This is a genomic window from Pseudomonas sp. TMB3-21, assembly GCF_054898145.1.
The window spans coordinates 3317501-3331378 of sequence record NZ_CM142718.1 but is presented as its reverse complement, the minus strand read 5'-3'; the positions used below and the strand labels follow the sequence as shown (position 1 = coordinate 3331378).

Annotated in this window: 10 protein-coding genes and 2 rRNA genes (1 of these 12 running past the window's edge); 5 read left to right on the top strand and 7 right to left on the bottom strand. The window is 57.9% G+C overall.

From position 1 onward, the window contains the following. Nucleotides 1–48 precede the first annotated feature (48 nt). Together ACYZTS_RS15390 and ACYZTS_RS15385 are read right to left on the bottom strand one after the other, a co-directional pair. Nucleotides 49–783 (bottom strand): thioesterase II family protein, encoded by a 735-nt coding sequence (locus tag ACYZTS_RS15390; protein ID WP_461990222.1) that lies wholly within the window; start codon nt 781–783, stop codon nt 49–51. 180 nt (nt 784–963) lie between these two features. After that, nucleotides 964–2136: an MFS transporter gene (locus tag ACYZTS_RS15385; protein ID WP_028622621.1), complete on the bottom strand. Its 1173-nt coding sequence runs from the start codon at nt 2134–2136 to the stop codon at nt 964–966. A gap of 166 nt (nt 2137–2302) precedes the next feature. Here ACYZTS_RS15385 and ACYZTS_RS15380 point away from each other — a divergent pair, with 166 nt between their 5' ends. The 3 genes from ACYZTS_RS15380 to ACYZTS_RS15370 are packed head-to-tail and all read left to right on the top strand — an operon-like array spanning nt 2303 to nt 5841. Then, nucleotides 2303–3091: a glucose 1-dehydrogenase gene (locus tag ACYZTS_RS15380; protein ID WP_461990221.1), complete on the top strand. Its 789-nt coding sequence runs from the start codon at nt 2303–2305 to the stop codon at nt 3089–3091. Then, nucleotides 3084–4910, top strand: coding sequence for a glycoside hydrolase family 15 protein (locus tag ACYZTS_RS15375; protein WP_461990219.1), 1827 nt, complete (start codon nt 3084–3086; stop codon nt 4908–4910). The genes ACYZTS_RS15380 and ACYZTS_RS15375 overlap by 8 nt, the downstream gene beginning before the upstream one ends. 28 nt (nt 4911–4938) lie before the next feature. Continuing rightward, nucleotides 4939–5841: an alpha/beta fold hydrolase gene (locus ACYZTS_RS15370; RefSeq protein WP_461990217.1), complete on the top strand. Its 903-nt coding sequence runs from the start codon at nt 4939–4941 to the stop codon at nt 5839–5841. Here the strand turns inward: ACYZTS_RS15370 and ACYZTS_RS15365 are convergent. Continuing rightward, nucleotides 5810–6793 carry a GlxA family transcriptional regulator gene (locus ACYZTS_RS15365; RefSeq protein ID WP_461990216.1) on the bottom strand — a complete coding sequence of 328 codons (984 nt, stop codon included), beginning with the start codon at nt 6791–6793 and terminating at the stop codon, nt 5810–5812. The two genes, ACYZTS_RS15370 and ACYZTS_RS15365, sit on opposite strands and share 32 nt — an antisense overlap. 90 nt (nt 6794–6883) lie before the next feature. On the opposite strand from ACYZTS_RS15365, the gene inhA reads away from it, so the two are divergent. Then, nucleotides 6884–7576, top strand: coding sequence for an isonitrile hydratase (gene inhA, locus ACYZTS_RS15360; RefSeq protein WP_461990214.1), 693 nt, complete (start codon nt 6884–6886; stop codon nt 7574–7576). A gap of 222 nt (nt 7577–7798) precedes the next feature. Here the strand turns inward: inhA and ACYZTS_RS15355 are convergent, their stop codons facing one another. Further along, nucleotides 7799–8278 (bottom strand): SRPBCC family protein, encoded by a 480-nt coding sequence (locus ACYZTS_RS15355; protein ID WP_461990212.1) that lies wholly within the window; start codon nt 8276–8278, stop codon nt 7799–7801. A gap of 203 nt (nt 8279–8481) precedes the next feature. Between ACYZTS_RS15355 and ACYZTS_RS15350 the strand changes: the two genes are divergently transcribed. Then, complete coding sequence (locus tag ACYZTS_RS15350) at nt 8482–8883, top strand: lysozyme inhibitor LprI family protein (RefSeq protein WP_461990211.1); 402 nt, start codon at nt 8482–8484, stop codon at nt 8881–8883. Nucleotides 8884–8978: 95 nt separating this feature from the next. Here ACYZTS_RS15350 and mrdA read toward each other — a convergent pair whose 3' ends face one another. From mrdA to ACYZTS_RS15335, 3 genes are all read right to left on the bottom strand, one after another. Then, on the bottom strand, nt 8979–10871 hold the full coding sequence (gene mrdA, locus ACYZTS_RS15345) for a penicillin-binding protein 2 (RefSeq protein WP_461990209.1): 1893 nt from the start codon (nt 10869–10871) through the stop codon (nt 8979–8981). Between the two features lie 237 nt (nt 10872–11108). Beyond that, nucleotides 11109–11224: ribosomal RNA gene (rrf, locus tag ACYZTS_RS15340) — 5S ribosomal RNA — on the bottom strand. Between the two features lie 156 nt (nt 11225–11380). Further along, a 23S ribosomal RNA gene (locus ACYZTS_RS15335) occupies nt 11381–13878 on the bottom strand; it runs 394 nt beyond the window's last position.

Here is a 13878-nt window from a genome sequence, read left to right as displayed (position 1 = left end):
CCGCTATCGCGAGCAGGCTCGCTCCCACAGGTTTAAGCACGTGTCGTGTCAGGCAGAGGCGGACACGGCATGCCGGCGATGATGCACTTCAAGCTGATCCTTGATGACCCGCAGCACTTTGGCTTCGTGCTCATGAATGAAGAAGTGCCCTCCGGCCAGCATGTCCAGGGAAAAACTGCCGTGGGTTTCCCTGCTCCAGCCGATCAACTGCTCGGTGGTGGCCTTGTCGGCCTTGCCGCCGAGCACGTGCACCGGGCAGTTGAGCAGCGGTCGCTGCGCGGGTTGAAACCGCCCGCACAAAAGGAAATCAGCGCGCAGGATCGGCAGGGTCAGGCTCATCAATTCTTCGTTGGCCAGCACCTCTTCACGGGTGCCGTTGAGCGTGCGCAGCTGCTCGATCAGTTGTGCATCGGTTTTCGGTTCGGCAAAACCGCGGTCATAGTCGGCACGCATGGTCGGCGCCGCAGTGCCCGACGCGAACAACGCGGCCGGTTCCGGACAGCCGAGCGCACGAAAGGCATGGGCCAACTCGCACGCGAGCAAGGCACCGAGGCTGTGCCCGAACAGCGCATAGGGCGCTTCTATCTGCGGCTTCAGCTCTTGCGCCAGCTGCATCGCCAGCGCACGCATGTCCGTGTGCAACGGCTGATCGAAGCGAGCCCCGCGCCCCGGCAGTTCGACAGGCTGTACGTCAAGCCACTGAGGCACTTTGCGCCGCCAACGGCTGTAAACCATTGCGCTGGCGCCGGAATAGGGCAGGCACAGCAATGTCAGCTGGGTCACCGGGCTCACCTCGAAAAGTTGTCTGCTAAGAGAACGGATGAGCGAGCCGTGGAATTAGTCTACGCAGGACCTTGTGGGAGGTTCTAGGTTGCAAGGGAAGCTTGCAATGGCCGAGTGTCAGCTTGCATCAAAGCTGCACGACACGCCGCGATCGCGAGCGAGCTTCCCACAGGCAGATCATCATTTGAAATGGCGATAGCTCTGAATCGCCGAGACCAGTATCACCAGCCCCGCCGCAATCGCCACCCAGAAACCGCTGGGCGCACCGAAGGCATCCACCAGCCAGCCGGAGCTGGCCGCGCCGACCGCCACGCCGATACTCAACCCGGTCACCAGCCAGGTCAGGCCTTCCGTGAGTTTCGCAGGCGGCACGATCTGCTCGACCAGCGCCATCGCCACAATCAGCGTTGGCGCAAAGAACAGACCGGCGACAAACACGGCCATCGATAGTCCGAAAATATTGCTCGCCAGCAGTAACGGCAATGTCGTGATCGCCGTGGCAACGCCGCCGTAAAGGAACAATCGCGGCAGCGGCACTTTCGAGCGCAGCGCGCCGAACGCGAGCCCCGCCAGGCATGAACCGACCGCGTACACCGACAGCACAATGCTCGCCGCCGCCGGCTGGCCCTGATGCTGGGCGAAGGCCACGCTGACCACGTCGATCACGCCAACGATGGTGCCCAGGGCAACCATCGCCGCCATCAGCAACTGAATCTCGCTGGAGCGGATGATCGAGCCCTGATGGTGTTCTTCGTGGGGATGAATCGCTGGTTCGGTATTACGCTGCAGGACGAACGCGGTAACCCCGATCGCCAGCATCAACAAGGCAGCCAACGGCCCGGCCTCGGGAAAAACCACCACGCACAAGCCCACCGAAAGCGGCGGCCCGACGATAAAGCACACTTCGTCGAGCACCGATTCCAGCGCATAGGCCGTCTGCAATTGTGGCTGGCCGCGATAGATCTCGGTCCAGCGTGCCCGCACCATCGCCGACATGCTGGGCATGCAACCGGCCAGCGCAGCGAACACGAACAAGGTCCAGTGCGGCGCTTGCAGGCGCGTGCAAACCAGCACCATCAACAACGCCCCGCCACCGATCAGCGCTGCCACCGGCAGGATCCGCCGCTGGCCGAAGCGGTCGACCAGACGGGAAACCTGTGGCGCGCAGAAGGCAGTCGCCAAAGCAAAGGTCGCTGCCACCGCTCCCGCCAGGCCATAACCACCCTGCAACTGCGCAAGCATGGTGATCAGGCCGATGCCGGTCATCGAAATCGGCATGCGCGCGATCATGCCGGCCAGCACGAACGAGCCACTGCCGGGCGCTTTGAATAATTCGCGGTAAGGGTTGGCCATGATATGCAGGTCTTGTCAGGGGTCTGCACGTTGCCATAAGGCAGAGGGTCGGGGAAGGGTCGAAATGTTGGTTGAATGTGAAAAGGCCGGCGTCGATGCCAAGTGAACTCTGCACAGCATCAACCGGTCAGCTGATAAGGCCCCAACTTGAAGGCGCAGATCGCCCATGCAGATTTCCCTCGAGCAACAAGTTGCGCTGATCACCGGCGCCAGTTCCGGCATCGGCGCCGGTGTCGCCAAAGCGCTTGCCGCCGCCGGCGCCGCCGTGGTGATCAATTACCATTCCCAGGCCGCGCCCGCCGAAGAATTGGCCCGGCAGATTAACGCCAACGGCGGTCGCGCCATCGCCATCGGTGCCGACGTCTCCAAAGAAGAAGACGTCGACAGACTGTTCGCGCAGACCCTTGAGGCGTTCGGTTCGCTGGACATTCTGGTGGCCAATTCCGGCCTGCAGAAAGACGCCCCGGCCCTCGACATGACGCTTGCCGACTGGAATGCGGTGATCAACGTCAACCTCACCGGCCAGTTCCTCTGCGCCCGCGCAGCCCTGCGCATTTTCAATCAGCAAGGCGTTCGCGAAGGGGTGTCCCGCGCCGCCGGAAAAATCATCCACATGAGCTCGGTGCACCAGCGCATTCCCTGGGCCGGGCACGTCAACTACGCGGCCTCCAAGGGTGGCGTGGACTTACTGATGCAGACCCTTGCTCAGGAAGTCAGCCACCAGCGCATCCGCATTAATGGCATTGCACCGGGGGCGATTCGCACGGCGATCAATCGCGATGTCGACGAGCAAGACTTGCTCAAACTCATTCCTTACGGCCGGGTCGGCGACGTCGAGGATGTCGCTAACGCGGCGGTTTTTCTCGCCTCGGATGCTTCCGATTACATCGTCGGCACTACCCTGTTCATCGACGGCGGCATGAGCCTCTATCCGGAGTTTCGCGGCAATGGCTGATCATCTTACGGAACGACAAAGCGCCATCGCCGCCCACGGCATCATCGGCGACATGCGCAGCGCCGCACTGGTCAACGATAAAGGCAGTGTGGATTTTTTCTGCTGGCCGGAATTCGATAGCCCGTCGATCTTCTGCTCGCTACTGGACACGCCGGAAGCGGGGATTTTCCAGTTGGCTCCCGACCTGCCCGACGCCCGTCGCGAGCAGATTTACCTACCCGACACCAATGTCCTGCAAACCCGTTGGTTGAGTGCGCACGCGGTGGTCGAGGTCACCGACCTCCTGCCGATTGGCGACAGTGAAGATGACCTGCCGGTGCTGATGCGCAAGGTTCGCGTGGTCAGTGGTCGAGCGACGTTTAATATGCGCTGCGCCGTGCGCCTTGACTATGCGCGCGCCGACACCCGCACACGGGCGGATGCCGAAGACGTCGTGTTCGAGGCTGCCGGCCAACCCTCTTTGCGCTTGAAGTCCGATCAGAAGCTGTCCGTCGACGCCAATTCCGCCGTCGCGCAATTCAGCCTGAGCCAGGACCAGATCGCGCAATTCCTGCTCGGCGGTATCGATGACCCACGCTTCCAGGAGGGCGCCGCTGCGCTGTGCATGGAGCGCACGTTGAAGTTCTGGCGTGACTGGTCCGGGCAGTCCAACTATCGCGGGCGTTGGCGGGAAATGGTCAACCGCTCGGCGCTCGCCCTGAAGCTGCTGACCTCGCGAAAACACGGGGCAATCCTCGCGGCGGCAACGTTCGGTTTGCCGGAAACACCGGGCGGTGAACGCAATTGGGATTACCGCTACACCTGGATCCGCGATGCGTCGTTCACGGTTTACGCATTCATGCGTCTGGGCTTCGTTCAGGAAGCCAACGATTACATGCGCTGGTTGCGCGGTCGGGTCAGCGACTGCCAGGGAAAACCGGTAAAACTGAACATTCTGTACGCCGTCGACGGGCGCCAGAAGCTTCCGGAAACCGAGCTTTCGCACTTCGCTGGCCATGGCGGAGCGACGCCGGTGCGCATCGGCAATGGCGCCTATGATCAGGTCCAGCTGGATATCTTCGGCGAACTGATGGACGCGGTGTATCTGGTCAATAAATACGGCGACGCCATCTCCCACGAAGGCTGGAAGCATGCCGTGGAAGTGGTCGACGAAGTCTGCCGCACCTGGGAGCAAAAGGACGTCGGCATCTGGGAAATGCGCGGCGAGCAGCATCACTTTCTGCACTCGCGACTAATGTGCTGGGTGGCACTGGATCGCGCGATTCGCTTGGCCTCCAAACGCTCCCTGCCCGCCCCTTTCGCGCGTTGGGATGAAACCCGTCAGGCCATCTACGCCGACATCTGGGAAAACTTCTGGGACGAGGAGCGCGGGCATTTTGTGCAGCACATCGGCGGTACCGCGCTGGACGGTTCGATGTTGCTGATGCCGCTGGTGCGCTTCGTCAGTGCCAAGGATCCACGCTGGCTCTCGACGCTGGCGGCGATCGAAAAAACCCTGGTGCGTGATGGCATGGTCTATCGCTACCGCAACGAAGATGCCGGTATCGACGGGCTCGCCGGCACCGAAGGCGCTTTTGCGGCCTGCTCGTTCTGGTACGTGGAATGTCTGGCCCGCGCTGGGCAGGTGGAAAAAGCGCATCTCGAATTTGAACAACTGCTGCGCTATGCAAACCCGCTGGGTTTGTATGCCGAGGAACTCGACAGCCACGCTCGGCACCTGGGCAATACGCCGCAGGCACTCACTCACCTGGCGCTGATCAGCGCCGCGAGTTTCCTCGACAGGAAATTGAGTGGCGAGAAGAATTACTGGCAGCCTTGAGACCGGTTTGCAGCCACGGGAGTGATCCATGAACGACGACTTGCTGGTCCACTATGCCCTGACTCCGACGCTGCAAATCGCTTACGAGGAGCACGGCCCGAGGTCCGGCGATCCGGTGATTTTGCTTCACGGTTTTCCGTATTCCCCTCGCGGCTTTGATGAAGTCGCCCCGCCGCTCGCCGCCCAGGGTTACCGTGTCATCGTGCCGTACCTGCGCGGCTATGGGCCGACTCGTTTCAACCATTGCGAGACAATGCGCTCCGGTCAGCAAGCGGCACTGGCTCAGGATCTGCTGGATCTGATGGACGCTCTCGGCATTCAGAAAGCCGCTTTATGCGGCTACGATTGGGGCGGTCGGGCAGCATGCATTGTGGCTGCGCTGTGGCCGGAGCGGGTCAGGTGCCTGGTCACCGGGGATGGTTACAACCTGCAGGACATTCCTGAATCGAGCCAGCCGCTCGATCCGAAAACCGAACATCGCTTGTGGTACCAATATTATTTCCATACGCCGCGCGGCGTCCAAGGCCTGACCGAGAATCGCCGGAGTCTGTGTGAGCTGCTGTGGAAACTGTGGTCGCCGACCTGGGCCGATGGTCCGGAGCTCTATTCGCTCAGCGCTCCCGCTTTCGAAAACGCAGACTTCGTCGAGGTGGTGATTCATTCCTATCGTCACCGCTTCATGTACGCGCCCGGCGATCCCGCACTGGATTGGCTCGAGGAAGCGCTGACGAACCAACCGATGATCAGCGTACCAACTATCTCGCTGTGTGGCGCGGATGATGGTGTGGGCCCGGCAGAGGAAATCGATGAGGACATCGAGCATTTCAGCGGCCCCTACGAGCGCCGCGTGCTACCGGGCGTAGGCCATAACATCCCTGAAGAAGCGCCCGAAGCGACCGTCAAAGCGCTGCTGGATCTGCTGCAGCAGTGATAGAAAATCGCTCGCGGTAGGCTTGCGGCGTCACGCCCATGGAGCGCACAAAACTGCGCCGCAAGGTTTCTTCGCTGCCGAACCCGCACTGCATCGCTACGCGTTTGATTGCAGCAGAGGTGTCGCTGAGCAAACGCCGCGCGGTCTCGACCCGGATAAGTTCGATCGCTCGCGCCGGGGTTTGGCCGGTGTCTGCGCGGTAGTGACGGACGAAGCTGCGCTCGCTCATGCCCACCTGCTCGGCCAGGGTCGAGATGCCCAGGTCCATGGTGAGGTTTTCGCTGATCCAGGCGTGCAGGTCATCGAAGCGGTTGCCCTGCTTTTGCAAAGACAGGGTCACACTGAATTGCGCCTGGCCGCCGGGACGTTTGAGGAAAACCACCAACTGCTGCGCGACTTCCAGGGCCATCGCGCGGCCTAAGTCTTCTTCGACCATGGCCAGCGCCAGGTCGATGCCCGCAGTGACCCCGGCGGAAGTCCACACCGGCCCGTCGTTAATGAAGATAGGATCGGGCTCTACCCGCAACTGCGGGTGCTGCCGCGCCAGCTGTTCGCAGCGCGTCCAGTGCGTTACCACACGTCGCCCGTCAAGCCAGCCACTGGCCGCCAGCAGAAACGCGCCGGTGCAGACCGAGGCAACCCGCCGACAACCCTTCGCATGCTCGCGCAGCCACTTTACCAGCGCCTCATCTTCCGCTGCCGAGTAAACGCCCCAGCCTCCCGCCACGATCACTGTGTCGCTGCCCTGCGCTGGCAGTGGCTCAGCCAATACCGCCAGACCTGCCGAAGACAGCACCGCCCCGCCACCCGCAGCGATCACCGTGGGCGCGTACGGCGGAGGCAAGCCCTTGTGGCCGGCAATGTCGTTGGCAGAGGCGAATACCTGCAAGGGCCCGGTGACATCGAGCAACTGCACATTCGCAAAGGTGAGCACGTGAATAATCCTGGGCATGATTGGCGTGATTCGTGGGGTAATTGGCGTATGCGCCAGATCCTACGACGCTAAGGTGAGGTCGTCCACCCGCCTCCTGAGAAATACACCATGACCTTGCAGATCGGTTTTCTACTATTCCCCCAGGTGCAGCAACTGGATCTGACAGGGCCCTTCGATGTGCTGGCTTCATTACCGGATGTGAAGGTGCATCTGATCTGGAAAGACCTGATGCCGGTCACGGCCAGCACTGGCCTCATGCTTAAACCAACCACTACCTTCTCCGAGTGCCCTCCGCTGGACGTGATCTGCGTGCCGGGCGGCAGCGGCGTCGGTGCGTTGATGGAGGATAACGAGACGCTCGATTTCATCAAGATGCAGGCGGTTGGCGCGCGCTACGTCACATCCGTCTGCACCGGTGCGCTGGTGCTCGGCGCAGCAGGGCTGCTCAAGGGCAAACGGGCCACCACCCACTGGGCCTACCATCAGTTGCTCGCGCCGCTGGGAGCAATTCCAGTGATGGAGCGAGTGGTGCGTGACGGTAATTTACTGACAGGAGGCGGGATCACCGCCGGGATCGATTTCGCTCTGACGCTGGCCGCTGAACTGTTCGATAAGGACACCGCACAACTGGTGCAACTACAGCTCGAGTACGCACCGGCGCCACCTTTTGACTCAGGCACGCCCAGGACGGCTCCCGCCCATGTATTGCAGGAGGCCAATCGGCGCTCGGCACAGTCGTTGATGCAGCGAACGCAGATTACCGAGCGGGTGGCAGCGGCACTGAAATCGTGGCGCCCGTAGATCAAACACCCGAATGTCGAGTTTTCGACAGGCGAAAAAAAACCCGCCAGAGGCGGGTTTTTCCAAGACCATTGTCGACTCCCTGTCGATAGCGAATCCTTGCTGATGGTCGATCATCCATGATCCTGAAGCGCTTCCTGTGCTTCAGTTGATGTGGTCAGAATACGCATCGGATCCAATCTGGCATAGACGACATCGCTACCATCGCGTGTAAGACATTCGCTATACCTTCTCTGCATTAGTGGTTTCGTTAACGAATTTTTCGATGTTGCCCATTTGTTCATCCCAACCGCGGCTGTCCATGCGGAAAGCCTTGAGGCGACGCGATTGGGGTATGTGATCGAAACCGGATTCGGTGAGTTTCAACAAGGTGCCTTCATCGTGGTCTTCGAGCTCGAATTTGACCAGCGTAGTCGGCTCCTGGGTGTAATCGATCTCCGGCGCGACCGCATATGGGTGCCAGCGAAACGAAAACACCCGCTCCGGCTCGACTCGCTCCACCAGCACATTCCACAGCAGATGCTCGTATCCAGGGTAAGTAATCTGGCCTTGGGTCCATGCACCGGCGACAAAACGCTTGCCCTCCAGCGCCACGCCAAACCATTGCCCGAATGCTTCGGCATTGGCCAGCACACGCCAGACGTGCGAGCGCTGCGCTTTGAGCAGGATCTTTCTTTCGATTCGATCTGATGCGGGATTCATAGCTCACCTCCTGTAATGAACAGTAGGCCTGTAAGACCACAAGACCAACCTTAAAGTTGTACAACTGGCCTTACATTCAACCGTCCTGCAATATTCGGCTGCATTTACATCTATAAGTTCTGGCCCTGCGCCAGGCAGCAATGCAACAAGTGGATAGCGGTTCGCTACACTGCATCTCAATTTCATGTCACAGCGAGAATCCCATGCAAGCACGCTTCCTTTGGGCTTTGACGCCCTTGCTGTTCACAACCCTGGCCTCGGCTGCAGAGTGCGACAACGCGACCGATCAATCGTCTATGAATCAATGCGCGGTCCAGCAGAACAAGGCAGCAGACAAGGAACTGAATGCGCTTTATCAGCAAATCACGGCGCGTTTGAAGGGCAGTCCGGATAGCAAGAAGCTGTTAGTTGGCGCACAGCGCTCGTGGATTGCGTTTCGCGATGCCGAGTGCAGATTCTCAGCCTCAGGCGTGGCGGGCGGCAGTGTGTATTCGCTGATCTACAGTAATTGCCTTACTGACCTGACGAAAGCGCGGGTGGAAACATTCAAGGGTTACCTGAAATGCCCGGAGGGTGATATGAGCTGCCCGGTACCGGGGATTTGAGGTTTCCCTTTATTGAAGCCGGCACGAGTGCTCTCACGGTAGTCTCCAGTGAGAGCGGTCTTGGGCCAGTGCTTACGTAAACCTGCTACACATAGTCATACGTGAGGATCGCCTGGTTTCTTGCCGGGCGTGGCGTATCGCGCTTTCAGATGGCCGTCCTGATCCAGCAACCAGGCATCCATAATCTGCCGGACCACCGGCCCCGCCACCCGACCACCCGCTTCACCGTTTTCAATCATTACCGAAATGACAATTTTAGGATGCTCGGCTGGAGCAAAGCCGACGAATAACGCATTGTCGCGGTTACGCTCCAGGGTTTTCGCGCGGTTATAACGCTCACCCTGCTTGATCGCCACTACTTGCGCGGTGCCACTTTTACCCGCAATGCGGTACTGAGCACCTGCGGCAGCCGCACGGGCAATCCCGCGAGCATCATGCATGACCATCTGCATACCGTGGTTGACCTGCTCCCAGTCGCGGGGGTCTTTCAACAGAATATCTGGCACCGGGTGCTCGTCCACGGGCGCCACACCATTCACTGTTCTGGCCAAATGCGGCCGGTTCCAGACGCCCTTGTTTGCGATGAGCGCAGTGGCCTGGGCCAATTGCAGTGGTGTGACCTGCATGTAGCCCTGACCGATGCCGAGGATCACCGTTTCTCCTGGAAACCAGGGCTGGCGGCGAGTAGCACGCTTCCAGGCCTGGGACGGCATCAGGCCGGCCGATTCTTCGAACATGTCGAGCGAGACTTTCTCACCGAGGCCGAACATCGCCATGTAATCGTGCAGGCGGTCAATGCCGAGCTTGTGAGCCAAGTCATAAAAATAGGTATCGTTGGAGCGCATGATTGCTGCATCCATATCTACCCAGCCGTCTCCGCTGTGGTTCCAGTTACGGTATTTGTGGTCGAAGTCTGGAAGCTGATAGTAGCCGGGGTCGAAGACTCTGGTCTGCGGAGTGACTACACCTGCGTCAAGGCCGGCGATCGCAACTTCTGGCTTGATGGTCGAACCGGGTGCGTATAAGCCTCGGAGAACACGATTGAAAAGTGGGCGGTCTATTGAATCCCGTAACGCCGCGTATTCTTTGAAGCTGATACCGGTGACAAACAGGTTTGGGTCAAAGCTGGGCTTGCTGACCATGGCCAACACTTCACCGGTCGACGGGTCGAGCGCTACAACGGAACCCCGACGGTCACCCAACGCCTCCTCGGCGGCCTCTTGCAGCTTGACGTCGAGACTAAGGACGATGTCTTCGCCTGGCACTGGATCCGTGTGTTTGAGGACTCTGAGCACACGACCCTGAGCGTTTGTTTCAACTTCTTCGTATCCGACATGGCCGTGCAGCGCTGATTCGTAAAATTTTTCGATACCGGTTTTGCCAATCGACTGAGTCCCGCGGTACTCGACTGTATCGAGTTCCTTGGTTTCTTTTTCGTTGATACGTCCGACGTAACCAATCGAATGCGCGAAGTGGGCACCCATTGGATAGTTGCGGACAAATTGTGGCTCGACATCGATACCAGGCAGGCGAAACTGGTTCACCGCGAGTACCGCAATTTGCTGTTCACTGAGTTCATAAAACAAAGTCACCGGCACAAACGGGTGGCGGGTCTGCTTCATCGCTTTATCAAACAGCTCTCGATTTTCGTTCGGCAGATGCAGAAGATTGATGACCTCGTCGAGCTCGGCGTTGACATCGGATGCGCGCTCGCGAGTGATGGTCAGGTTGTAGCTGGGCCGATTATCCGCCAGTACTACCCCGTTGCGATCGTATATCAGACCTCTAGTCGGCGGGATTGGCAGGACATGAACACGGTTGTTTTCGGAAATGGTCGAGTGGTAGTCGTACTCAATCACTTCCAGGAAGTACATGCGCACTATCAGAACGCAAGTGATGGCGACGACAAACAGAGCGCATGCCATCAGCCTTTTGTTAACTAGGCGCGACTCTGTTTCATGATCTTTGATGGGAATGGCTTCAGGCATTTCTGTTGCAGCTCTTTGAATATAGATGTCGGCAGTCCTTAGCCTTGAATCAGTCCGCTTGAAAACGAGCTGCACCATACCAAAAACCAGCGCCTACTTGAGTCCGTATCAATCAATAAGGTCGTCGGCTGAGACTATCCTGCTATGTAACGCGCTAGCCAATGCATGGACCACAACTTTCCTGCGGCCAAAACAAAACCCCTACCTGCATACGCAGATAGGGGTTTCGGAATTTAATCTTGACGATGACCTACTCTCACATGGGGAAACCCCACACTACCATCGGCGATGCATCGTTTCACTGCTGAGTTCGGGATGGGATCAGGTGGTTCCAATGCTCTATGGTCGTCAAGAAATTCGGGTACTGAGTCGTGGCCAGCTGGCCGCGCTTCAGCAAATTGGGTATGTGACAGCTTTCGGTGTTTGTGAGCATCGAACTTTCGGTTCATCTCGTCTTCACACACCGCAATCTGGTGCTCATTAGAGCAAGCAAATTGCTTGGGTGTTATATGGTCAAGCCTCACGGGCAATTAGTATTGGTTAGCTCAACGCCTCACAGCGCTTACACACCCAACCTATCAACGTCGTAGTCTTCGACGGCCCTTCAGGGGACTCAAGGTCCCAGTGAGATCTCATCTTGAGGCTAGTTTCCCGCTTAGATGCTTTCAGCGGTTATCTATTCCGAACATAGCTACCCGGCAATGCCACTGGCGTGACAACCGGAACACCAGAGGTTCGTCCACTCCGGTCCTCTCGTACTAGGAGCAGCCCCTCTCAAATCTCAAACGTCCACGGCAGATAGGGACCGAACTGTCTCACGACGTTCTAAACCCAGCTCGCGTACCACTTTAAATGGCGAACAGCCATACCCTTGGGACCGGCTTCAGCCCCAGGATGTGATGAGCCGACATCGAGGTGCCAAACACCGCCGTCGATATGAACTCTTGGGCGGTATCAGCCTGTTATCCCCGGAGTACCTTTTATCCGTTGAGCGATGGCCCTTCCATACAGAACCACCGGATCACTAAGACCTACTTTCGTACCTGCTCGACGTGTCTGTCTCGCAGTCAAGCGCGCTTTTGCCTTTATACTCTACGACCGATTTCCGACCGGTCTGAGCGCACCTTCGTACTCCTCCGTTACTCTTTAGGAGGAGACCGCCCCAGTCAAACTACCCACCATACACTGTCCTCGATCCGGATAACGGACCTGAGTTAGAACCTCAAAGTTGCCAGGGTGGTATTTCAAGGTTGGCTCCACGCGAACTGGCGTCCACGCTTCAAAGCCTCCCACCTATCCTACACAAGCAAATTCAAAGTCCAGTGCAAAGCTATAGTAAAGGTTCACGGGGTCTTTCCGTCTAGCCGCGGATACACTGCATCTTCACAGCGATTTCAATTTCACTGAGTCTCGGGTGGAGACAGCGCCGCCATCGTTACGCCATTCGTGCAGGTCGGAACTTACCCGACAAGGAATTTCGCTACCTTAGGACCGTTATAGTTACGGCCGCCGTTTACCGGGGCTTCGATCAAGAGCTTCGCGTTAGCTAACCCCATCAATTAACCTTCCGGCACCGGGCAGGCGTCACACCCTATACGTCCACTTTCGTGTTTGCAGAGTGCTGTGTTTTTAATAAACAGTCGCAGCGGCCTGGTATCTTCGACCGGCATGAGCTTACGGAGCAAGTCCTTCACCCTCACCGGCGCACCTTCTCCCGAAGTTACGGTGCCATTTTGCCTAGTTCCTTCACCCGAGTTCTCTCAAGCGCCTTGGTATTCTCTACCCAACCACCTGTGTCGGTTTGGGGTACGGTTCCTGGTTACCTGAAGCTTAGAAGCTTTTCTTGGAAGCATGGCATCAACCACTTCGTGTTCTAAAAGAACACTCGTCATCAGCTCTCGGCCTTAAGATCCCGGATTTACCTAAGATCTCAGCCTACCACCTTAAACTTGGACAACCAACGCCAAGCTGGCCTAGCCTTCTCCGTCCCTCCATCGCAATAACCAGAAGTACAGGAATATTAACCTGTTTTCCATCGACTACGCTTTTCAGCCTCGCCTTAGGGACCGACTAACCCTGCGTCGATTAACGTTGCGCAGGAAACCTTGGTCTTTCGGCGTGGGTGTTTTTCACACCCATTGTCGTTACTCATGTCAGCATTCGCACTTCTGATACCTCCAGCAAGCTTCTCAACTCACCTTCACAGGCTTACAGAACGCTCCTCTACCGCATCACCTAAGTGATACCCGTAGCTTCGGTGTATGGTTTGAGCCCCGTTACATCTTCCGCGCAGGCCGACTCGACTAGTGAGCTATTACGCTTTCTTTAAAGGGTGGCTGCTTCTAAGCCAACCTCCTAGCTGTCTAAGCCTTCCCACATCGTTTCCCACTTAACCATAACTTTGGGACCTTAGCTGACGGTCTGGGTTGTTTCCCTTTTCACGACGGACGTTAGCACCCGCCGTGTGTCTCCCATGCTCGGCACTTGTAGGTATTCGGAGTTTGCATCGGTTTGGTAAGTCGGGATGACCCCCTAGCCGAAACAGTGCTCTACCCCCTACAGTGATACATGAGGCGCTACCTAAATAGCTTTCGAGGAGAACCAGCTATCTCCGAGCTTGATTAGCCTTTCACTCCGATCCACAGGTCATCCGCTAACTTTTCAACGGTAGTCGGTTCGGTCCTCCAGTTAGTGTTACCCAACCTTCAACCTGCCCATGGATAGATCGCCCGGTTTCGGGTCTATTCCCAGCGACTAGACGCCCTATTAAGACTCGCTTTCGCTACGCCTCCCCTATTCGGTTAAGCTCGCCACTGAAAATAAGTCGCTGACCCATTATACAAAAGGTACGCAGTCACCCAACAAAGTGGGCTCCCACTGCTTGTACGCATACGGTTTCAGGATCTATTTCACTCCCCTCTCCGGGGTTCTTTTCGCCTTTCCCTCACGGTACTAGTTCACTATCGGTCAGTCAGTAGTATTTAGCCTTGGAGGATGGTCCCCCCAT

Coding starts and splice junctions, on each gene's coding strand:
- ACYZTS_RS15385 (WP_028622621.1), bottom strand. CDS start 2,136: ATGGCCAACCCTTACCGCGAATTATTCAAAGCGCCCGGCAGTGGCTCG.
- ACYZTS_RS15380 (WP_461990221.1), top strand. CDS start 2,303: ATGCAGATTTCCCTCGAGCAACAAGTTGCGCTGATCACCGGCGCCAGT.
- ACYZTS_RS15375 (WP_461990219.1), top strand. CDS start 3,084: ATGGCTGATCATCTTACGGAACGACAAAGCGCCATCGCCGCCCACGGC.
- ACYZTS_RS15370 (WP_461990217.1), top strand. CDS start 4,939: ATGAACGACGACTTGCTGGTCCACTATGCCCTGACTCCGACGCTGCAA.
- ACYZTS_RS15365 (WP_461990216.1), bottom strand. CDS start 6,793: ATGCCCAGGATTATTCACGTGCTCACCTTTGCGAATGTGCAGTTGCTC.
- inhA (WP_461990214.1), top strand. CDS start 6,884: ATGACCTTGCAGATCGGTTTTCTACTATTCCCCCAGGTGCAGCAACTG.
- ACYZTS_RS15355 (WP_461990212.1), bottom strand. CDS start 8,278: ATGAATCCCGCATCAGATCGAATCGAAAGAAAGATCCTGCTCAAAGCG.
- ACYZTS_RS15350 (WP_461990211.1), top strand. CDS start 8,482: ATGCAAGCACGCTTCCTTTGGGCTTTGACGCCCTTGCTGTTCACAACC.
- mrdA (WP_461990209.1), bottom strand. CDS start 10,871: ATGCCTGAAGCCATTCCCATCAAAGATCATGAAACAGAGTCGCGCCTA.